Raw genomic sequence first — 20,772 nt, 5'->3', positions numbered from 1 at the left:
ATCAATGGAATGCCCATATTGTCTAAGCGAGAAGATCCTAAAGCGCGGCTTTGATAGCCTGCAAGATGGGACATTAGTCCAGCGATATCAGTGTAAGGATTGCAATCGGCGTTTCAACGAACGCACGGGTACCCCAATGGCTCGCTTACGCACCGCTAGTTCAGTAGTGAGCTATGCCATCAAAGCTCGCACCGAAGGGATGGGTATTCGTGCTGCAGGTCGAACTTTCGGTAAATCTCATACCACCATTATGCGTTGGGAAAAACGCCTAGCAGACCAAGCACAGAACTGGTCACCTCCCGCACCAGCAGCCTCTGATGTGACGGTAGAAGGGGATGAAGTTTACACGCGTGTAGGCAAAAATCTTCCCCCCAGCCAATCCCAGGGCTGGACCATCCATTTCCTTGAACGCGAAAGCCGCTATTGGTTGACAGCACAAGCTGGCCTCAAGGATGCACAACTTTTTGCAAATGGCGTTTACTCAGCTTGGGAGTGGGTCAAAGCCTGTGATGGGATTCGATGGTTTACCGATGGTGAGAGGCGTTATGGACAAGAACTTTGGAAGCTCGCCAATGTCTATCTCAATGGTGAGGAGTGTCATCCTGACTATGGGCATCGCAAGGTTTGGCGAGAGGGGTTAGAAGTCGCGATGAAAGTTAAAGGGTCTCAGGGGAATCGGCGAGTAGAGTGGGTGAAAGCAGAGCATCCCTTTACCGCTATCAGTCTAGGGTCTGAGGTCCATGCCAATCATAATGAGGCTCACAATGCTGCCTTGAGGAGACGATGTAGTGCTTATCGAAGACGGCAGAGTCTCTACGCTAAGAAGCGGTCGGGGTTACAGCGAGTGCTAGATGTACAACGCCTGATTCATAACTGGGTTAGACCCCATTGGGGGCTCAGTAAGCAGACCACACCAGCAATGGAGATGGGATTTTGTTCTCGTCCGTTGAGCACACTAGAACTCCTCACCAATAAAGGGTTTAGGTATGTGCCCTGTTAGTAGACCAGTGCCAGAATCATTGTGAAGTGACTTTATATCTCAATATTTTGTTGGCATTATTGGATTGAACTAGCGTTTTGATATAGAGATGTATGGCCTTGTGGTTATTGCTTTTAGCGTATTCGCAGGGCTGCTATTTCTTAGGTGCAAGCTTGCATGAATAATGCACGAAATTTCTAATAATATTGTGGGAAAAATAGATCTTCCTTGTTGGCATGATTTGAGCCGATTCGGGAAAGATTGGAGAAGTGAAAAAAAAGAAAGATGAAACTTTCTCGAATTTCAAGAATCTTTGATTGTGAGGAAGATGAAATGACTGAATCTATGCCTGATTCTTCTCCTGTCTCAAGCTCACATGGGCAGGATAGCTTTGTTGCAGAAGAAGATGCTTTGAGCTGTGATGCCAATTTGGAAATGCTTCTGCAGCAATCTACTTTGTTGAGAGAGGTGACCAATGAAATTCAGCAAAACCTTGATACCAACACTATCTTTCAGATTGCGGTCGATAGGACTCAGAACATACTGAACGTAGACCGAGTTGCAATCTTTCAGCTGGATCCTGAGTCCAACTATACAGATGGTGTATTTGTCGCTGAAAAAGTTATTCCGGTCTTTTACTCAGTTGTTGCGGCCCAAGTAAGGGATGAGTATTTTGGGTCTAATTATGTATCAAAGTATCATCAAGGCCAATACTTTGCCGCTGCAGATATTTATGATGCAGGACTCAGTGATTGCCATATTCAGATTTATGAACGGTTTCAAGTTCGGGCAACGTTAGTGCTGCCTCTTCTTCAAGGGAATCATCTGTGGGGGTTGTTATGCCTACATCAGTGTTCAGGACCTCGCAAATGGCTGACTGCGGAAATAGAATTTATGCAGCAAATTGCGGCTCAGCTGGGGATTGCCTTAACCCAAGCTGAATTGTATGAACAGGCGTTGCAGAAATCCCAACAAATACAAATTGCCTTACAGCAGGTCGAGATCCAAAAGGAGCAGGAGGCTTGGAAAGCAAAGTATGAGCGTAATATTGCTGAGATTATTCTGCGTATTCGGCAAAGCTTAGATATTCAAGATATTTTTCGGGCGACGACCCATGATGTGCGGGAGTCTTTGGGGTGCGATCGCATCGTCGTCTACAAATTTTTTCCTGATTGGTCTGGAGAATTTCTCGTTGAAGCAACTGCCCCTAATATCCTGCCCCTCTCAGAATTAGAGGTGCCAATGGTTTGGCAGGATACTTATTTGCAAGAAAACCAAGGGGGAAAGTACCGAGATAATGCCACTACAGTTGTAGCTGACATTTACCAAGAATCTTATAGAGACTGCCATTTAGAGATTTTGGAATGGTACAAGATTCGTGCCTATATGGTTGTTCCCGTTTTCATTGGAGAAACCCTATGGGGATTGCTGGCAGCCTATCAGCTTAACGTCCCACGTCAATGGCATAAAGTCGAACTGTACCTCTTAAAGCAGGCAGGGGCTCAGCTCGGCGTGGCATTGCAACAGGCAGAGTTATTAAAGCAGGTCCGAGAGTCCAGAGATAAAGCAGAAGCAGCAAATAAAGCTAAAAGTGCTTTTTTAGCCAATATGAGTCATGAGTTGAGAACCCCCCTCAATGCCATTTTGGGGTTTAGCCAACTGTTAGCGCGGGATGAAAACCTAACCCTTGAACAAAAACAAACTCTCAATACTATTAATCGGAGTGGTTCCCATCTACTGAGTTTAATCAATGATGTGTTGGACATGTCCAAGATAGAAGCAGGAAAAATTGCCCTCAATCCCAAAAACTGTGACCTGCTCCCCTTGCTAGATTCCTTGCAAGAAATGTTTGCTTTACAAGCCAAGTCGAAAGGGTTAGTGCTGAACATTCAAAAATCAAGCCAATTGCCGTCTCATATCCGTGTTGATGAAAGCAGGCTTCGGCAAGTATTGATTAATCTGTTGACCAACGCCTTGAAGTTTACAGATGTTGGCTCCGTTACTCTGAGAGTTTTTACCCAACCCTTACCAGGGCCATTTTCGCTCAATCAGGAGACACTTCAACCGAGCCTTTCTTTATGCTTTGAAGTCGAAGATACGGGAATTGGCATAGCGAACAATGAACTCGATAATATTTTTGAAGCCTTTATCCAAACCTCATCGGGGCGACGCTCACATGAAGGAGCGGGGTTGGGCCTAGCGATTTGTCATCACTTTATCCACCTGATGGAAGGCGATATTCAGATCCAGAGTCAGCTGGGGCAAGGAACAACAGTATCTGTGCAGATTCCTGTATTGATCCCAGAAGCGAAGGCTGTTGAAGACTCTGCCTATGCGAATGTTATTGGTCTTGCTCCTGGCCAAGTACCGATCCGAATGCTGATTGTCGAAGATAATCCAGAAAACCGTCAGATCTTAAAGCGCCTGATGACGGAGTTGGGATTTGAGGTGCAAACCGTCGACAATGGCCAAGCTGCGGTAGAGTGTTGGCAGACTTGGCGTCCTCATATGATTTGGATGGATTGGCAACTACCGATCCTGAATGGATATGAAGCAACGAAAGCTATTCGCTCCTTAGAAGCTCAAGATCAGGATACTGGCGATCTTGCTTCACAAAATGCTATTGAGATCACGGATCGGTCGCCTGAAAGAACCATCATTATTGCGGTCTCTGCTAGTGTCTTTGAAGATACTCAAGCTGAATGCGAAGACGTGGGCTGTGATGATTTTCTATGCAAACCTTATCAACCCAGTATGTTATACGAGCTACTGGTCCAACATCTGAATTTGAAGTTCTTGTATGGTAATCAGGGGCAGACCGTTGCGGCATCTGGTGATGGGGATTCGCCGTTGATGAGCGATCGAGAAGCAGAATTGCAGCTATCGCAACGGACTGAGAAATGGCTAGCTCAATTTCAACAAGCAGCGGTGGAACTGGATGAAGAATTAGTGAGCCAAAAAATAGGGGACATTACTGCTGACAATCCCAGGTTGACCAAGAAGCTGATGAAGCTGTTTAGCGGGTTTCAATTCGATCAAATTGCTGATTTGGTTGATAACGCCTTGTCTCTCAAAGAGAAGGCATAGCCATCGTATCCATTATCAAATTGCGTGAATTGTCAGGGATTGAAATCGTTCAACCATGCTGCGGAAAATTGCGATCGCAAATCCCCATGTGACGATACTGGATTGAGATCGCCTTAAGTCAATCCCCAAACTTGTCCGATTAGACGCCTTGTTCTGTGGCAGGCACTTCACCAAAACTAATTTGTTCGGAGGAATAAGACCGGGGCTCAATATGAATGGTGGCCCGAACAGGAGCATACTTTTCATCCAGAATCGATTCCACCTCTTCTGTGATGTTATGGGCCACTTCAACACTATCTGAGTCAACCACCAGGTGCATTTCAATAAAAGCTTGTCGTCCCAATAACCCCCGAGAAGCAATATCGTGGCAGTTGAGTACCCCAGGCACATTAATGACGGCGTCATGGATGGCTTCTGGGGCAATGGCCATCTCATCTACCAACCAGGGCAGATTGCGCTGCAATACTGACCAACCACTAGCAAACACTAAAATACAAACGGGAAAGGCCAGCAACACATCGACCCACTGATAGCCAAACCCCACGCCGACTAAGCCAAGCATGACCATGGCAGTTACCCAAATATCGCTCATCGTATGTTGCGCATCCGATAGCAGAATACTGCTGCCTACCCGCTCACCCACGCGGCGTTCGTACACCGCCACCACAATATTGATGCCCAACACCACCAGCAATAGCTCTAAGACTGGGGGAGACATCTCCACGGGAGACTCATGGTTGAAGAGGTGTCCCACCGCCCCTTCTAAAATTTCAAAGCAGGCAATTCCTAAAAATGCAGCAATACCTAATGCGCCGATGGCATCAAATTTTTGATGTCCATAGGGATGTTCTCGATCCGGTTCGGGGGATGCCAACCGATTCATCGTCAATCCCAGGACATTATTGGCACTATCCGTAATGCTATGGAGGGCATCGGCAAATAAGCTAAGGGACCCAGTCCACCATCCGAGTCCGGCCTTAATTAACATCACCGTCACATTTAAAAACAAGACTGTGACGAGCACATTGCGCACATCTTGGCGATTATCGAGGGTCATAGGGCTACTGGGGCTGTTTTTTAAGAACTGCTATTGAGATCAATCATCAGTCATAAATACGGCTTACTGCAACTATGTAGAAGCAAATAGAACAAGTAATTTTTTGATTTAAATCAAAAAATATTATTCATTGTCATAGGGCATCTAAAACTTAGGCTTCCCATGAATTAATTGTGGTGAGGGTATTTCAGGGTTTTGAAATGGAATGAGTTCGTTAAGACAGTCTAAAAAGTGGAGACCCTAAAAGGCTACTTATTGATAATGAATATTAATTAGCCAAGCCCAGATTTTTGGATTTCACCCTATTGTAGGTGAGTTAGATAGGGATAACTATCAATTGGTTTATAGCAGACTGCTGCGATCTGCAATGAAGTCTTGATTTGTTGCATCAGTATATTGCTTTGAATTCTGCTGGCAATTTGTATTGGCAGTAAACAATAGTGTATTTCTGTTTTTGATACGTCTATTTGTGACCCTAAAGTCTCACATCCCCGCTAGTTTTTACCAAAGCTTGGTCAAAACTCGACCGCCGCAACAACTGTGGATTGTTGGTTATCGAAACGGTGCTCAAACGGCTTAGCTGATGGACCCTAGAACCGCCATTGAAATCGTGCAGTGGGGGTTGGCAATTTAGGGGTTTGCATCAGCAAAACCCGTATTGGTATCAAGCAGCAAAGTGCTGAGCAAATTTTAGGGAGAGATCATCTGTTCGAAGCTGCTTGCTGGGATGAAGTGGTGCTCTGTTTGTCCATGAGTGGCCAAAAGCTAGACAGAGAAAACATTTGGAGCCACTGCTGTCTATCTCGATAACAGTCAAAGTCAATAAACGTTTAGATTATTGATAGATTAAAATAAATCTATTCTTGGTTGAAGATATATATGAATCTATTTACAATAAAGGAGCTTGCACCAACCAACACATCTCTTACGTGAACTCCATTCAGCACACTTACACTCAAGTGTGCTTTTTTGTGACTCAGTTATTGCTAAGGCAGCAACAGCCTCGTAACAGAACATGACGTTTGGCTTCTCAAGCTTAGGTATTGCTGGTAGCTTAGCGTGCAAGGTTCATTGGAATCTCTGGCAGATGTGTCGCTTATGGATGAACGCTTTAACGCATCTGCGCTGGCTTCGTTCATTTGACTCAGCTTTGAAAACCCTATACTAAATACCGTCTTCCCCTATGAAACTAGGCAATCTTAGTCCCTCTGAGAGGGACACCTCTCCTTCTTCCCCACGCCGACCGAGCCTGCTCAGGCGGTCAAAAACAATCGCTATCCTGACGATTCTGTTCACCTGCTTCGGGGCACCGTTTGCTGCTGCCGAATCAGTGTTGGAGAAAGTGCAGCGTACGGGGCAGTTAACGGCTGGGACTAGCCAAGAAGCGCAACCTTTTGCCTTTGCAGATGAGCAAGGGCAATTACAAGGCTACTCGATTGAGATGTTGCAACTGATCAAAGATCAGTTGACCAAAGAGTTAGGGCGAGAGGTTCAGCTACAGCTGGTTGCCATCAATCCCGAAGACCGGATTCCTAAACTAGTCCAAGGGGAGGTGGATATTGTTTGTGATGCCAGTAGCTATACCTGGGAGCGGGATAAGCAAATTGACTTCTCCGTGAGCTATGGCCTGACGGGCACTCGCCTGCTCGTAAAGCAAGAAAATGCAGCGTGGGAAACCCCTGACCTAGCCAATAAGAAAATTGCAGCCCTTGCCGCTACCACCAATGAAACGGCCATCCGTCGGGCTCAGCCACAAGCCCAAATCGTGATTGTCAAAAATCATGGGGAAGGATATGATGCCCTTCAGCAGGGTAAGGTAGATGCTTTTGCCGCCGATGGCATTCTGTTGGATGCTTGGCTGCAAACGGCTAAAAATCCCAGCGAATTCAACATTATCGGGTATTTTTCCAAAGAAGGGATTGCCTGCATGCTGCCTGAGAATAACTCTAAGTTTGCCGATCAGGTGAATTATTCGTTAGTTCGCTTTATGCAAGGGTATTTGCAAGGTAAAGCATCCTATGTGGAGACATTTGATCGCTGGTTTGGAGACCAGGCAAAGGTGCCCCTAACCCAAGATTTACGAGCCTTGGTGTTAGAAGCCATGCAGTTAGTCGTTGACTTTAAAGAAGAGATTCCCGAGAGCGATCTGTAGCCCTCACTTGCGACAATCGACTTCAGAGAGCTAGCCGACCTTTTCGTTTAGGGGACAATGGCACTCTTCCTGCTGCAGCCAGTGTTGTCCAACTTGATAGAGGGCGGCTAAAACGGGTTGAATCTGGCGTCCCTTGTCGGTGATGGAATATTCCACATGCAAGGGAACCTCTGCAAACACTTGTCGCTCGACCAGGCCATGATCCTCTAAATCCCGTAGACGCACCATCAGAGTTTTGGTGCTGATGCCGGGTAAGGCGGATTGGAGTTGATGGGTGCGTTGGGGACCGCTAAAAAGTTCTCGCAAAATGGGAATAGACCACTTGCCGCCAATTCTATCCAGGGTATATTCAATCGGACAGTAGGAGCTGAGACAGTTTTGGGTATCGTCCATCATTCACCCCAGGGTCGGTACACTTCCATCCTGACGGTTCTAGAGGGGACGTCAAGGGATAGGGGACAGATTATCCAAAATTTAAGAATTCGTTCAGAAGTCCGTCAAGGATAGATCGGACGCTAGCTTTTTACTTTAGGTAACTAGGCCTACCTCTAGGTAACTATCTTGCCGCCCCAGGAGGGATCAGTCAGGATGCAATCAGTAGCTAGAGGGAACCCTTAGACATGATTCGACTACTGGTTGGTGTACTTGTTTTTGTCTTAAAGACGGTCTATCGAGATCGTCCTATTCCGCGTTTTTATGTCTTAGAAACAGTGGCTCGAATTCCCTATTTTTCCTATCTCTCTGTGCTGCATTTCTATGAAACTCTAGGCTTTTGGCGACGGGCTGATTGGCTGAAGGTGCATTTTGCGGAGTCTTGGAATGAACTTCACCACCTGCTGATTATGGAAGCGTTGGGTGGAGATAAAAAGTGGATTGATCGGTTTCTCGCTCGCCATGTGGCGTTGCTGTACTACTGGATTGTTGTGGCGCTGTATGTGGTGTCACCCCGCTCCGCCTATCATTTCATGGAACTCGTCGAGCAGGAAGCCTTTCAGACCTACAATTCTTTTCTGCATGACCATGCCGAGGAACTCAAAAGTCAACCTGCGCCCCAGATAGCCGTTAGCTATTATCGCGATGGCGATCTCTACATGTTTGATGAGTTCCAGTCCGCTCGTGTTCCCGAAGAACGCCGTCCTGCCGTGGATAACCTATACGACGTGTTTGTCAATATTCGGGACGATGAAATGGAGCATGTGAAAACCATGGTGGCCTGCCAGTCTCTAGAAGCACAGGCTAACCTCAGCCCCCATAGCCCCACTCTGATTGCTGAATCTTAAAACTTTGACTCCTGTTGCTGCAATCTCCTCTGAATGAACAGCTTGGGGCGACTGGTATGGGTCGCCCTTCTCTCCTTTGGAGATTGAGGCAAGGAACGATAGGTGCGATCGCAACCCTAGATACCCTTCATAACGGTAGTAAACAGAATGGAAACAACCCAAAAAATTGATCCCTTACTATCCCTGATTGCAGTGCCACCCGGTTATTTGAACGTTATGGGGTATTGGGATGCATCGGAAGAGAATGGTCCAGGCTGTCGGGCGGTAGTGTGGTTGCAAGGTTGTCATCGTCGTTGTTCTGACTGTGCAAATCCCCAATCTTGGTCCTTTGAAATCAATGAGTTGATATCGATTGATCGCTTGTTTCAAACTATTGTTCGCAATCCCAAGAATGAAGGGGTGACCTTTGCCGGAGGAGAACCCTTTTGGCAAGCACCGACGTTAGCGTTACTAGTAGAGCGTTTGAAATTAGAAGGCTTGAATACGATGGCCTATACGGGATTTACCTTAGATCGATTGTTGGCACCCTATGCACCAGCAGGATCGCAAGCGTTGTTGGATCAATTAGATCTAGTGATAGATTTCTCTGTATACAAAACCCCTTTGGGGTATTTCTTATAGTGCTGGGTTAATAAGATTGTGATAATCGTAGTGTGCTCAAGGGATAAGACTTAAGAGCAGCATCACAACATCTAGTTATCAGCTGGCCAATGGATTGAAGTCCATTCCGGGGGCAAGATTTCCCCGCAATGTGGCGATTATCTCACCGGCAATTTCTATGTCATGTTTGGGATTTTCTCTCATACAAACCATGCCTGATCGCAATCTCTGCAGATGATCCAATATCTGTTCGACTGAATACCCCTGAGCAACCAGCGACACAATATGGGGTGCATAGCTGTCATACTCGTCTGCTGGAGCGAATTCACCCGGCGCAAGATCCATCGGATCCCAACGTCTTAGGATTGCCTGCACGGCTTCAACGTTTGCCATCGCTTCCTTTGTTCGCGATGGGCGTAAGCACAGAATCGGGGATGTATGGCTCAAAGAAAAACGGGTCAAGGACAATAGATCCTGTACCCGAATCAAAAACTTGTCATGAGCCTAACATCGCAATTGCCAGCCGTACTAGCCCATCACGAATTTCTAGAACAGGTCGAAGCACTCAAAGAAGCACCCAGCCTGAGTCAGATGGTTTATATCGTTCTGCAAATGGGTTTGTTTTTGGCTCGCTGGCTTCTGGAGGATGAACTCTCACGGCGAGCAAAAACAGTATTGGAATGGCCGAGGTGTCCCACTTGCGGAACCCGCTTGCACTCGAAGGGATGGGAATCTCGTCAGATGCAGACACTGGTGGGAAATATTGCCTGAAAGCGACGGGTGGGTCGTTGTCCCCACAGGTGTCCAGGTAGTCTATCCGCTCCTTTGGATCAATCCATTGGGATTACCTCCTATCAGCACAGCAGTGAAGAATTGGTTCGTCTAGGCTGCTTGTTAAGTCTATTTATGCCCTATGAACTGGCCAGTTGGATGCTGAGTCAGTGGAGTGGTTTATCCGTCAGCTCATCAAGCTTGTGGAGTTGGGTGCAAGTCATGGGCAACAAAGCTTATCAGGAGCTAGAGACTCAACTCAAAGCTCAAGCCTCAGGTGACCAGACTCCTTGTGAAGCGATTTCAGAGGTGTTGTCTGCTCTACCTTTGGCCATTGCTGCTGACGGTGTGATGGTGCCCTTTCGCCCCACCCCGAAAACCCCCAAGGGAAAATCCAGTGGCGAGAAGTCAAAGTTGCTATCTTAGCCCGCCTAGGAACACGGGGCACCCGAGCACAAAAGCGTGTCCCCCAACTACTACGTCGAAGACTGGTGGCAGTATTGGGCGATATCGACCAGTTCATCCCCTTACTGCACCTCGAAGCCCGCAAACAAGACTTTGAATCGGCCCCAAGCGTCATCTGGTTGAGTGATGGGGGGCGAGGCTTCTGGCGAGTCTACCGCACCTTGTTCTCTCACTGTGCTGTGGCAGTTCTCGATTTCTTTCATGCAGCAGGCCATCTTGCACGAGCAACAAAAGCGATGTTTGGGGATGCTCGCTCTGCTCAAGCCCAAGCCTGGTTTCGGCGCTGGCGACACCAATTGCGACATGGGCAACACCTATTAGTATTGCGGTCCTTGACGATGTTGATTCACTCACAATTGTTTACGGGCAAATCTTTTACGACGTTGCTCCAGGTACAGGCTTATTTCCAGCGCCATCTGCGACACATCCAATATCGCCACTTTGAACAACTACAGATACCGCTGGGGTCAGGAATGGTCGAAAGTGCTTGTAAGTGGCTGATTCAACAGCGCTTTAAGGGGGTTGGTATGGGGAGCATGTCACCTTTGCATTCCAATTAAGCCATTGAGGTAAGCACACCGATGTGCCAGCACTTGCGGGACATTACTTTCATTCCACTGCGCCCCTGAAATTTTGACTCTGCGACTAATCTGCTTGATAGCAGATTCAACAGCCCCAGACCCAATAGAGCAGATTTGCTCACTCTGGTAATAGTCATAATTGACGATCCGATGCCGATGTTTGCGAACATAGTTGCAAAAGACTTGGGCCTGCTTTTTCTTCAATGACTCAAATAGAGCCAAGGTTTCATCAACCTTCCCCTGCCATAAGAGCTGCTCAGCCTGGTGCAGACGTTTGAGGGACCCACCGACCTTATGAAGATTTTCCACCAGATGGTACCAGTCCAGAATCTCTCGCCGTTGCTCAGGTATGCTCAGCTGACGAATGATATTCCAAATGCCATCATGACCATCCCCTAAACAAGTCAGTGGAGAGGCTAACGGTTGCTGGTGAGTCCAGTCAATGAGCCGGGCATTATTGTGATAATCCGCGATGAGTCCCACATGCGTTGCCAGGGTTTTATAGTCTTTCCACTGACAAGGGTGTCCTAAAGGGGTGCGGATGCGCACTTTGCCACCATCTACACTCACTTCGGTTAAAGCTTCATGAGCCTGGGGGTAGGAAACCGTTGTTGATGCACCAATCGCTGCTGGGTTTTGGCTGGTACCTGAATCCCAGTTAAATAAGCCACATCTTTAGCAGTTTGAGCATAGGAGACATTGGCACTGATGCGCAAGCAACAATTCTCTAAATGAGGACTGATTTGACGATAGGGGGAAACGGCTAGATGCTGTGCCTGTTGAGTTGTAATGCTTAGAACGCCCAAGGTGCTTTTCAGGCGTCGGTTGCGGCCTGCTGCTGTGCCAGTAGCTGTGCGGATAAAAATGACCGAGTTCGGGACTGACATGGGTCTGAATTTGCTGACGCACCGTCATCTCAATACCTTCTAGCGTCTTCAGGTTCTCTGGATCGCTTTCTTCGTACAGTAATTGGGCTATCGCATCAAGATGGACTTTGAGTTGAGCTGCTTTTTCGGAGTTCATTGATGAAGACTTCTGGGCAACACTTGTATCCTGAACGATTTCAAAACAATCTGCAAAGGTGACATGCTCCCGTTGGTATGCGCTGGAGTGAGGATGGTTTCAATCATCTACTCATGCTGCGGCTTGCCTGGGTCAATCAACGGTTTGACTCCCTATTCCCAGGGGTAACCATTCCGAAGTCTAAGGCATCCCCGATCCATTAGCTACGCCCGTTCGCGATTTGTGATTGTTACTCATACCATCACCATATGCTTGGTTAAATGTTCCAGATAATCGGGGCGAGAATTGACTGCGAACAGGAGAATCGAGCCAGAACGGGAGATGGCAACGATTCGTAAAAGTTCACGTTTCTCTTAAAGCCATGTATATCAATACTTTTATGATGTGAGCCACTTACTTTTTTATGATAGGAGATTCAGTTTTAGGATCTCTGACAGTTCAACTTAAATGTTATCTTCCCCCAGGCAGCTACAGGGATTTAAGCGATTCCAAAGGGCATAGTCTGACCTGATCGGTAAGGAATAGACCTCAAGTCATCGATAATTGATGGCTTATTTTGCTGTGGAGGTGTAACCTAAAATCCTCTGTTTTAAAACCATGCCGCCAAAAGGCAGTGAGTCTTAGATAAAAAAGGGCATCCTAAAGGTATTAGGTAGAGCCATTTTTTATGAGCTTACCTCGATTGTTTATAGGAGAAACAACCAGTGAAAACTGTTTTAGTAGTGGATGATAGTCCAGCTGAACTAAAGCTAATGTGTCTATATTTGAAAGAAGCTGGTTATCTTGTGATTAGCGCAGATGATGCCAAAGATGCCTTGAAAAAAGCTGAAGCTCAGAAGCCTGATCTTGTCATTACTGATGTGGTTATGCCTGAAATGAGTGGGTTTGAGTTGTGCCGAAGTCTAAAGAAGAATGAAGCGACTCAGCAATTACCTGTGATTATCTGCACGACTAAGAATCAGGATTTAGATAAGCTCTGGGGTAAAAAGCAAGGAGCAGATGAATACGTCACTAAGCCCTACACCCGCGAAGATTTTCTAAAAGCCGTTCGTTCTGTTCTATAAGCAATGCACTGAAAAGCAGCTCTTATGCAATTGGTGCGGTTACACCATTTATAGGATATCTGGCACGATATCAAGCCCCTCATACACTTGGCCTTTGGTTAGGGAACCTATAGACCAAGTGTATGAGGGCTAAGGCGATTGTGCTTCAATAAAGTGTGGGATAGGTGACTAAGTCTTGCTATTCCCAGGGATGCTCCGTCAGTCCAGCACGTTGTGCAGACCCGTATTCTTGAATCGAGAGTGGCACCAGATCCAGTTAAAATAGGTCAGCACCAGTCTTAAGGTCACTGCACTTTACTGATCCATGACCGGAGAGTTAACAGCATCAGTCCAGTACTGGAATGTTTCACCTCCAATCTGGTCGCTCTCTTCCCGATAAATCTGACTCAGACACTTGTAGAAGGCTTGGGCTTCTTCTTCTAATCCGAATGTCATTAAACACTTGAGTATTCGGGTAATGCGAAGGTAGTTATGGTTAAGCATGTTGACCCATTCCTTCTTTCGCTGTGAGTAGATTTCTGATTTCTCTACCGTTGGCGCTACTCTCTTGTCACTAGCAATAGATAAACCATAGAAATTTAACATCACTGAGAAAGACTGGGACAAGTGTTGCCGTAGTCTTGGGGCTTCTCGGAATGCACGGATAACTTCCTGCTCAACTACTGGAGCCTGGGGATTAAAGTGGCTTTGTTCGGTAAGGGGGAATAACCATTGGACGTAATTATGGACACATTCTAGTTCTTCAAAATCCCATGCCCATATTTCTTGTATTTTCCGTCCTTCCACATCGGGGCGTTCACCCAAATAGAATGGCACAATCATGGCAGTGAGATTTTCTTGGGAGTCCATGTTCAAATACTTTTTTGATCTTTATCTGTCTTAAGATAGTGCCGTCAACGCTACCCACTTACTCGTAGGAAATCATCTTAGTGACTGCAAGCATATTCTCAAAGCCAAGCTAGCTGATTGCTTAAGGTTAATTCAGTGCCATTGATCTCAATTTAGCTGTTGGTCGGCTCTTCTATATCCCTCTGGTGTGTCTTCAGCGTCAAGAACTGCGTGAAGAGCTTCGACAAACTCATGTTTGCAAGCTGGGTCGGCACTACATCCGTCATCTAATAAACTCATGTCACTGAGTTCATCGGCTATCAGCCGTTCGGGTATATATTTCCATCTACGCAGCAAGTACTCATATGCTGCCAAGTAGGCTTGTTCAATCGTAATTTTGTCAGAATCTTCAGTCATTGGTAGTCAATGATTGATGGTTTGTCGTAGGTCATTCCCTGTGGCTCCATTCATCCCAATATTTCTGACACGCCTGCAATAGAGTATCGAGTGTCACTGAAGTACCGTTGTCCAGCTCGCAAGTAGTGTCCACGTAGTTAAGCAGATGGACAAAATTAATTACATAGAATTTCCAGGTTGTAAACTACCTGAGTCCTCTTTTTTACATCCATTGATTTGATGTCATTAGTCCGTCCTATCTCCACCGAAAGCTTACGCTTATTGCATCGGATTTATCACTGTAGTCGCCATCATCAGGTCAGACAACGCGCCCATTGCCTCATTTTGTCTGCCCAGGGTTGGAGTCCCTACACCTTAGCCTCCCTTTTAGTGTGAGTCCTAAAACCGTGTACAACTGGCTTAAGGCTTGGAATAACCGTGGTTTTGCAGGACTCTATAATCGCCCAGGCCGAGGTCGAAAACCGATGTTTAATCCCGACCAACAACAGCAGATTTATGAGTGGACTCAGGCATCTCCCATCCAACTCAATCGGGTGCTAGCTCAGATTGAACAGCAGTGGTCAGTACGCGTGTCAAAGGCCACCGTTAAACGCGTCTTGAAGCAGATGGACATGAGCTGGCATCGCTTTCGCCAAGGGACATCAGGCCAGCCTTTATATGCCGACTACCTCGAAAAAACAGCAGTTAGAACATCTCAAGAAACAAGAAGAGAAGGGAGACATCCACCTATTCTTTATGGATGAGAGTGGTTTTTCGTTAGTCCCCTGTATTCCCTATGGATGGCAACCCATAGGGACTTATCTGGAAATCCCGACTCGTTCAAGTAAACGCTTGAATGTTCTGGGGTTTTTGAGTCGACGACAAGGGCTATATGCAGGGCTGTTTTAAGTTAGCAGCGAAAAAATAATATCGACCCGATTAGCCAGCTTAGTCATCGCGGTTTTGAGGGATTGATAGTCGTTTAGCCGCAGGATATTAATCCCAATAGTTCTAAGCACTGACCAATTGAGCAGTGCTTGTTCATCTTCGAGTCGATAATCATCTTCGCCAAAAACAACATCCTTCGGCCAATGCAACCGATTTTCAATGCCCCAATGTTCTCGGACCAGAGATTGCCAATGCTGGGGTGAGGTGGCAGCTGAACTGATGTAATAGGCCGTATTGTGATACTCCTTCCTTTGCGAGTGCCCCATCGTTGGACACAAAGCACAGAGCGAATTGCCTCCCATTCTTGTAGGGCTATGCCGACAGGCTCATAAACCTGTATACACCGATGTTCATCTCGTCCTCTACTTTGGGCGGAGTGGATGTGCTCAGCCATGGGTTTAAGACACTCAAAGTAAGTCTGGAGGTGGTCGTAAAGTCTTCCCTGATTGGATTTGACCGCCACAAGATAGTCGTTACCCGAGGCCACAATCTTCTCAAGTGTTTTTTGGGCGTGTAAGGCATCCATGGTAATCAGCAAGCCATCGAGTTGAAGGGTTTCCAACAGTGCCTGGACGACTTTGATTTCGCTATTATCCTCCTGAGTGAGGGCTTCGAGCTTGAGGGTGATGCCTGCTTCCACCGCAAATAAACTCACCAACCCTACAAAACGCTGCTTCCCCTTGGCATCTGTCAGCCCCTGACGAATCCGTTTGCCATCAATGGAGGCTGCATAATTATCGGGAGAGTGAGTCTGGGCTTTCGAGAGCATCCATGCTTCAAATTGGTGGCTCAACGCTTGGAAGTCAAGCCCCTTCATCACTCGACGAAAGGTACAGTGAGACGGAACTTCGAGGCTCTCAAGCCCCAATAGCTCACTTAAAGGCTGGCGATAATCGCTCACAAAGGTTTCTAACGGACGGTACCCTTGATATCCAGCAAGCATGCCCATCACCATCAATAGCAACAGCAGCCATAACGGATGAATACGGCCATGGGCACTGCGGAAATCCGGGACTTGCTTCAAAGTATCGATTAGATGGCTCATCGGTCTCTCTACTGTTGGTCAGTAGAACCATCCTATTTTTTCTAGGAGTAACGTAAAACAACCCTGGGGCTATATGCTTATACATCAGAACAGACCATCACCAGTGAGGTTGTCAGTCATTGCATTGATACCTTCTTTGCTGACGTGGAGTTGCCCACCGTCATTGTGATGGATCAAGCCCCTATCCATACGAGCCAAGCAATCTATGAGATGAAGGCAGAGTGGGCCGAACGGGGAATTACCTTGTTTGAGTTGCCAAGCTATTCTCCCCATCTAAATTTGATTGAGCGTCTGTGGCAATTCATGAAATATCAGTGGATTGAAATGAGTGCCTACTGGGGGTGGTCATCTTTGGTCGAATATGTGGAAAGAGTTTTGAAAACCTACAGCGATGATTATGTAATTAATTTTAGCTAAGTGCTTAAGGTGCAGTATGCCATCAGTACAACAGACGGATATGTGATCTCCCTCATTCTTCGCGCTCAAGATTTCGAAATCACAATCCCTTAATTGAGAGAGTGCTGTGATACAGGTTGAGTCATGAAAGGGAGTGTACGCTATGGTGCTACAACCATGGAGATGTACCCAGATGAAAGTAGACTCGGCGGCTAGTACTTCGCATAGATATTCTATTTCGACCTTCACAGAGACATTGCCAGGACACTCACCCCTGATAGAGGCAATGTTGCCATCGTGTAACAGATTCCAGATCTCAACATAGGATTTCATCTAAACTCGGTACTAATAGGCATGACTATTCATTAAATCTTTCAAACTGTATTTTGACGATGGGATGTATTTATTTCTCCAATGTAGCCCTGATTTCCCATGGTATGACTCTTTCCAAATAAGTCTTTAAGTTATTGAATGATCGATTCTCAATTCAATTGCTAGGAAAATAGTGCTTTTTTGACTTGTAGGATGATTGTATTTTTCTCTTATTCAAAATATTGATTTTTTGATATTATTTCCTGTAAATAATTTAATGGTTTTTAATGTTGTAGATTTTATACATCAGATGAGATTATCATCAGTTTGCTAGCTAGATAAAGAAAAAGCTATTTAGTGATTTATATGACTAGAGAACAAAGCTTTTTACCTAATCCTTCTCGTATCAATATTCCTTTTGTTTTAGATATTATTATTGTTTCCAATCCTGAACAGATTAAAAGAATTGAGTCTTCTAGTGATGTAGACAGACTTCATGCCTATCCTACTGCTGAATTACCATGGTGGGTTAAGTATTATTTAAGCGCAACTCGGTTCCATACCCCTCAGGATGATAATTGGTTTCTTCCCTTTGAATCATCAGCCAATCGTGAATACCAAAAAAGAAGATCACAAATGGACGATCAAATTGCGCGGGGATATCGTCCACAAGATATAACTAAAATTGCAGATTTATTAGTGTCTAATGCTGACGACAGCGACTTATCATTTCACATGGCTCAACTTATTGCGGGCCGTTTCTCTCAGGCAGAAATACCATTAGATATCTGCCTGGCTGGAAGAGAAACGCTGCAAAGGCTTCCTGAAGCTATCAATCCTGTTAGATACGCTCAAGCAAAAAAAGCACATGGGAAACTCTATGATTTTTGTGCCCATAATTTGCTTGACGATTATCACTTAGTAGATGCAGGCCAGCATACTATTGCTGGAGCAGCTAAAAGTATGGTCGATGCTTTACATATTTTGAAAGAAAATATAAATCTTCCGGTCGATAAAATTTTCACAAAAAACCCAATAACATTACAAGCTCCTCGAATTGCAATACGCGATTCAGATTTGGGAGGGCTACTTAAGTCCAAGACCAAACCAGGGTGGACTGTTGTTATATTTCAAATTGCAAAAGCGGCACAAAAAACGAGCGATCTATACTTCACCTTCGGAACGGGTACTTCAGAAAGAGCCTGCTCATTTATGAATTTTTTCTTGGACTTTATGAAGGATTTACAGATGGAGCTAATTGATAGAACTGCTAGTGTTGATTAGCCATGCTCAATTGAACTTGGGACCAAAACAGGAAGAAATCCAAGCTGAATAAAAGAGCAGCTTGTTTAATACGAATAAGCCCTGTGGATAGTGTTTGGAGATACTCTAAAAGCCTTCCCTCTCAATGTAGATGATTGCACATTAAGAAACAAGACCAATATTTGGGGCTGACATTGGTCTTGATTCAAAGAACTGATTGCACTGCCAAATCTAAAAAGCAGAGAAGGTTGCGATCGCATCTCCTAACTTCTGCTTCACCTCATCCACTGGAATCGCCCCTAACTCTCCCGATGCTCGGGTGCGAATATTGAGGCTATTGGCTTCCACCTCTTTATCCCCAATCACCGACATCACTGGAATTTTGGCTTTCTCTGCATTGCGGATCTTCTTGCCTAGGCGATCGCCACTTTGATCGACCGAAACTCGAATACCCGTAGCTTGCAAATCAGTTGCCACCTTCTGGGCAAAAGGCATATGGTCGTCATTTACCGTCAACAGCCGCACCTGTTCGGGGGCTAGCCATAGGGGAAAGACACCTGCATATTCCTCGATTAAGATGCCAATCAGTCGTTCGAGAGATCCGAAGGGAGCCCGGTGAATCATAATCGGGCGCTGGCGATTACCGTCTTCACCCATATATTCCAGTTCAAAGCGTTCGGGTAGGTTGTAGTCCACCTGCACCGTTCCCAACTGCCATTCCCGATCCAGAACATCTTGGAAAATAAAGTCCAGCTTGGGACCATAGAATGCAGCTTCTCCAATGCCCTCAAAATAGTCCATTCCCAGGGTCTCTACCGCTCGGCGAATGGCATTCTGAGATTTCTCCCAGGCTTCATCAGAGCCAATATACTTATCGGAATCTGAATCACGGAAGCTAAGGCGAGCTTTAAAATTCTTGAGCTGCAGCTTCTCAAAGACGGAGAGAATTAAATCCACTACCTTCAGAAACTCATCATCGAGCTGATCAGGGGTGACAAATAAATGGGAGTCATCGACGGTAAAGCCGCGTACTCGTGTGAGTCCACCTAGCTCACCGGATTGCTCATATCGATAAACGGTGCCAAATTCAGCTAATCGCATGGGTAAGTCGCGGTAGGAGCGTAGCTCATTCTTATAAATCTGAATGTGAAATGGACAATTCATCGGCTTCATCACGAAGCCCAGCTCAGCATTCCGTTCGGCATCATCGTCACTCATCAGCGGGAACATGTCATCTTTATACTTTTCCCAGTGACCTGAGATTTTAAAGAGATCAACCCGAGTGATGTGAGGTGTGGTTACGCCCAGATATCCTCGCTTGACCTGTTCCTGTTTGAGGAAGTCTTCGAGTTGCGATCGCAACAAGGTTCCCCTCGGTGTCCACAAGGGTAATCCCGGTCCTACCAGATCAGAAAAGAGAAATAACCCCAGCTCTTTACCCAACTTGCGGTGGTCACGACGTAGGGCTTCTTCCTTGCGTCGCTTATGTTCTGCTAGCTGTTCGGGGGTTTCCCAAGCAGTGCCATAGATGCGCTGTAGTTGGGCTTTGGTTTCATCCCCACGCCAATAGGCCCCTGCCACGCTTTCTAGGGCAATGGCCTTGGGATTTAAATCGGCAGTGGACTCCACATGGGGACCCGCACATAAATCCCACCACTGATCGCCTAGGTGATAGAGGGTAATCGGATCCTCTAGATCCTCTAGAATCTCCAGCTTATAAGGTTCTCCCAAAGCTTCTATTCTTTTCTTTGCCTCTTCTCGACTCACCTCTTCCCGTTCTACGGGTAGCTTTTTCTTGATGATTTTGACCATCTCTTTTTTGATGGCTTTCAAATCTTTATCCGTAAAAGGTGTAGGGCTGTCAAAGTCATAATAGAAACCCGACTCAATCCACGGACCAATGGTAACTTGGGCACCGGGAAACAGCTTCTGAACAGCCATCGCCATCACATGAGAGGTGGTGTGGCGGATTTTCTTGAGTTGTTCTGATTCACTAGTCTTGGGTAAGTGAATCTTTTCAGGCTGTTGTTCAGGTTGCTGTTCAGCGGACATTGTGGATCTATTGTTTCAGCTAATTTTACGGACTTGTCCCATCTTATCGAAACCTTTGAAGGAATCACCGATAAAGTTGGACTTGGCCTCAAACCTCGACTCTCAAGTTTAAATTTGTCCATTGGGTTGATTGGCCTCCTACTTCAACCTCTAAGGCCCCGTCTAAACCCCCAAATAGAAAAAGTAACTAAATTTAATGTTTACTCCTATGGATGACTCGTGATCAGATCTATCGAAGGAACGGGCTCAGTTAATCACCAACATTTTTTCTTTCAATGCCAACCCTTTTCTCTGGATATCCTTAATATGTTCTGTTGCTCCAATTAGCAATGCTGTTCTGAAGGGCCAGAACACGATATCCCTGACAAACCGCTTATGAATAACGCTGATAGGTTTACGCCAACCCAAAGGATCTAAGGGACATCAATCCTATCGTTCAACAACATTGGTCCCTCATCCCTAGCCATTGAGAT

17 protein-coding genes and 5 pseudogenes are annotated in these 20,772 nt (G+C 46.0%); 13 read left to right on the top strand and 9 right to left on the bottom strand.

Annotated elements, in window-relative coordinates:
- Positions 1–4: 4 nt before the first annotated feature.
- Entirely contained in the window at positions 5–1,000 is a 996-nt protein-coding gene (locus ON05_RS27455; protein ID WP_262562394.1) for an IS1 family transposase, read from the top strand.
- Between the two features lie 312 nt (positions 1,001–1,312).
- Positions 1,313–4,066, top strand: a complete 2,754-nt coding sequence (locus ON05_RS27450) for a GAF domain-containing protein (protein ID WP_039779719.1) — start codon at positions 1,313–1,315, stop codon at positions 4,064–4,066.
- 139 nt (positions 4,067–4,205) lie between these two features.
- Here the strand turns inward: ON05_RS27450 and ON05_RS27445 are convergent, their stop codons facing one another.
- A complete protein-coding gene (locus tag ON05_RS27445) occupies positions 4,206–5,123 on the bottom strand; it encodes a cation diffusion facilitator family transporter (protein WP_010472271.1) in 918 nt (305 codons plus the stop codon).
- Positions 5,124–6,306: 1,183 nt separating this feature from the next.
- Here ON05_RS27445 and ON05_RS27440 point away from each other — a divergent pair.
- Positions 6,307–7,275 carry an amino acid ABC transporter substrate-binding protein gene (locus tag ON05_RS27440; protein ID WP_029315132.1) on the top strand — a complete coding sequence of 323 codons (969 nt, stop codon included), beginning with the start codon at positions 6,307–6,309 and terminating at the stop codon, positions 7,273–7,275.
- A gap of 30 nt (positions 7,276–7,305) precedes the next feature.
- On the opposite strand, the gene ON05_RS27435 is transcribed toward ON05_RS27440, so the two are convergent.
- On the bottom strand, positions 7,306–7,668 hold the full coding sequence (locus ON05_RS27435; protein ID WP_010472275.1) for a helix-turn-helix domain-containing protein: 363 nt from the start codon (positions 7,666–7,668) through the stop codon (positions 7,306–7,308).
- 227 nt (positions 7,669–7,895) lie between these two features.
- Between ON05_RS27435 and ON05_RS27430 the strand changes: the two genes are divergently transcribed.
- Complete coding sequence (locus ON05_RS27430; RefSeq protein WP_010472278.1) at positions 7,896–8,555, top strand: alternative oxidase; 660 nt, start codon at positions 7,896–7,898, stop codon at positions 8,553–8,555.
- A 147-nt stretch (positions 8,556–8,702) separates the two neighbouring features.
- Entirely contained in the window at positions 8,703–9,176 is a 474-nt protein-coding gene (locus ON05_RS27425; protein ID WP_010472282.1) for a 4Fe-4S single cluster domain-containing protein, read from the top strand.
- A 78-nt stretch (positions 9,177–9,254) separates the two neighbouring features.
- On the opposite strand, the gene ON05_RS27420 is transcribed toward ON05_RS27425, so the two are convergent.
- On the bottom strand, positions 9,255–9,548 hold the full coding sequence (locus ON05_RS27420) for a hypothetical protein (protein ID WP_010472283.1): 294 nt from the start codon (positions 9,546–9,548) through the stop codon (positions 9,255–9,257).
- Between the two features lie 105 nt (positions 9,549–9,653).
- Between ON05_RS27420 and ON05_RS27415 the strand changes: the two genes are divergently transcribed.
- From ON05_RS27415 to ON05_RS27405, 3 genes are all read left to right on the top strand, one after another.
- Complete coding sequence (locus tag ON05_RS27415) at positions 9,654–9,926, top strand: hypothetical protein (protein ID WP_262562392.1); 273 nt, start codon at positions 9,654–9,656, stop codon at positions 9,924–9,926.
- Between the two features lie 9 nt (positions 9,927–9,935).
- Positions 9,936–10,352 carry a hypothetical protein gene (locus ON05_RS27410; protein ID WP_262562391.1) on the top strand — a complete coding sequence of 139 codons (417 nt, stop codon included), beginning with the start codon at positions 9,936–9,938 and terminating at the stop codon, positions 10,350–10,352.
- A gap of 74 nt (positions 10,353–10,426) precedes the next feature.
- Complete coding sequence (locus ON05_RS27405; RefSeq protein WP_262562390.1) at positions 10,427–10,951, top strand: hypothetical protein; 525 nt, start codon at positions 10,427–10,429, stop codon at positions 10,949–10,951.
- On the opposite strand, the pseudogene ON05_RS27400 reads toward ON05_RS27405, so the two are convergent.
- A pseudogene (locus ON05_RS27400) lies at positions 10,931–11,995 on the bottom strand (ISKra4 family transposase). The gene ON05_RS27405 and the pseudogene ON05_RS27400 sit on opposite strands and share 21 nt — an antisense overlap.
- A gap of 77 nt (positions 11,996–12,072) precedes the next feature.
- Here ON05_RS27400 and ON05_RS27395 point away from each other — a divergent pair.
- Positions 12,073–12,198: a hypothetical protein gene (locus ON05_RS27395; RefSeq protein ID WP_010469044.1), complete on the top strand. Its 126-nt coding sequence runs from the start codon at positions 12,073–12,075 to the stop codon at positions 12,196–12,198.
- Between the two features lie 501 nt (positions 12,199–12,699).
- Positions 12,700–13,059 (top strand): PleD family two-component system response regulator, encoded by a 360-nt coding sequence (locus tag ON05_RS27390; RefSeq protein WP_010482423.1) that lies wholly within the window; start codon positions 12,700–12,702, stop codon positions 13,057–13,059.
- Between the two features lie 178 nt (positions 13,060–13,237).
- On the opposite strand, the pseudogene ON05_RS27385 reads toward ON05_RS27390, so the two are convergent.
- The 3 genes and pseudogenes from ON05_RS27385 to ON05_RS27375 form a co-directional block, all read right to left on the bottom strand.
- A pseudogene (locus tag ON05_RS27385) lies at positions 13,238–13,350 on the bottom strand (IS1 family transposase); the annotation flags it as partial.
- Positions 13,351–13,353: 3 nt separating this feature from the next.
- Entirely contained in the window at positions 13,354–13,908 is a 555-nt protein-coding gene (locus tag ON05_RS27380; protein WP_010482422.1) for an opioid growth factor receptor-related protein, read from the bottom strand.
- 147 nt (positions 13,909–14,055) lie between these two features.
- Positions 14,056–14,304, bottom strand: coding sequence for a hypothetical protein (locus tag ON05_RS27375; RefSeq protein ID WP_010482421.1), 249 nt, complete (start codon positions 14,302–14,304; stop codon positions 14,056–14,058).
- Between the two features lie 219 nt (positions 14,305–14,523).
- Here ON05_RS27375 and ON05_RS27370 point away from each other — a divergent pair.
- Positions 14,524–15,180 (top strand): annotated as a pseudogene (locus tag ON05_RS27370) (IS630 family transposase); the annotation flags it as partial.
- An 8-nt stretch (positions 15,181–15,188) separates the two neighbouring features.
- Here ON05_RS27370 and ON05_RS27365 read toward each other — a convergent pair.
- A pseudogene (locus ON05_RS27365) lies at positions 15,189–16,201 on the bottom strand (ISAs1 family transposase).
- A gap of 141 nt (positions 16,202–16,342) precedes the next feature.
- On the opposite strand from ON05_RS27365, the pseudogene ON05_RS27360 reads away from it, so the two are divergent.
- Positions 16,343–16,693 (top strand): annotated as a pseudogene (locus ON05_RS27360) (transposase); the annotation flags it as partial.
- Between the two features lie 657 nt (positions 16,694–17,350).
- Positions 17,351–18,268 carry a hypothetical protein gene (locus ON05_RS27355; protein WP_010479965.1) on the top strand — a complete coding sequence of 306 codons (918 nt, stop codon included), beginning with the start codon at positions 17,351–17,353 and terminating at the stop codon, positions 18,266–18,268.
- Positions 18,269–18,478: 210 nt separating this feature from the next.
- On the opposite strand, the gene thrS is transcribed toward ON05_RS27355, so the two are convergent.
- Complete coding sequence (gene thrS, locus ON05_RS27350; RefSeq protein ID WP_010479964.1) at positions 18,479–20,299, bottom strand: threonine--tRNA ligase; 1,821 nt, start codon at positions 20,297–20,299, stop codon at positions 18,479–18,481.
- Between the last annotated feature and the right edge of the window lie 473 nt (positions 20,300–20,772).

This window comes from Acaryochloris sp. CCMEE 5410 (assembly GCF_000238775.2).
Taxonomy (GTDB): Bacteria; Cyanobacteriota; Cyanobacteriia; order Thermosynechococcales; family Thermosynechococcaceae; genus Acaryochloris.
Note: the sequence above shows the minus strand (reverse complement) of the source record. Positions and strands in the feature narration are given on the sequence as shown.

Bases quoted from the DNA above. Each gene is read 5' to 3' on its own strand.
- ON05_RS27445 (WP_010472271.1), bottom strand. From the start codon at position 5,123: ATGACCCTCGATAATCGCCAAGATGTGCGCAATGTGCTCGTCACAGTC.
- thrS (WP_010479964.1), bottom strand. From the start codon at position 20,299: ATGTCCGCTGAACAGCAACCTGAACAACAGCCTGAAAAGATTCACTTA.
- ON05_RS27420 (WP_010472283.1), bottom strand. From the start codon at position 9,548: ATGGCAAACGTTGAAGCCGTGCAGGCAATCCTAAGACGTTGGGATCCG.
- ON05_RS27415 (WP_262562392.1), top strand. From the start codon at position 9,654: ATGAGCCTAACATCGCAATTGCCAGCCGTACTAGCCCATCACGAATTT.
- ON05_RS27430 (WP_010472278.1), top strand. From the start codon at position 7,896: ATGATTCGACTACTGGTTGGTGTACTTGTTTTTGTCTTAAAGACGGTC.
- ON05_RS27435 (WP_010472275.1), bottom strand. From the start codon at position 7,668: ATGGACGATACCCAAAACTGTCTCAGCTCCTACTGTCCGATTGAATAT.
- ON05_RS27380 (WP_010482422.1), bottom strand. From the start codon at position 13,908: ATGGACTCCCAAGAAAATCTCACTGCCATGATTGTGCCATTCTATTTG.
- ON05_RS27425 (WP_010472282.1), top strand. From the start codon at position 8,703: ATGGAAACAACCCAAAAAATTGATCCCTTACTATCCCTGATTGCAGTG.
- ON05_RS27455 (WP_262562394.1), top strand. From the start codon at position 5: ATGGAATGCCCATATTGTCTAAGCGAGAAGATCCTAAAGCGCGGCTTT.
- ON05_RS27440 (WP_029315132.1), top strand. From the start codon at position 6,307: ATGAAACTAGGCAATCTTAGTCCCTCTGAGAGGGACACCTCTCCTTCT.
- ON05_RS27395 (WP_010469044.1), top strand. From the start codon at position 12,073: ATGCGCTGGAGTGAGGATGGTTTCAATCATCTACTCATGCTGCGGCTT.
- ON05_RS27450 (WP_039779719.1), top strand. From the start codon at position 1,313: ATGACTGAATCTATGCCTGATTCTTCTCCTGTCTCAAGCTCACATGGG.
- ON05_RS27355 (WP_010479965.1), top strand. From the start codon at position 17,351: ATGACTAGAGAACAAAGCTTTTTACCTAATCCTTCTCGTATCAATATT.
- ON05_RS27375 (WP_010482421.1), bottom strand. From the start codon at position 14,304: ATGACTGAAGATTCTGACAAAATTACGATTGAACAAGCCTACTTGGCA.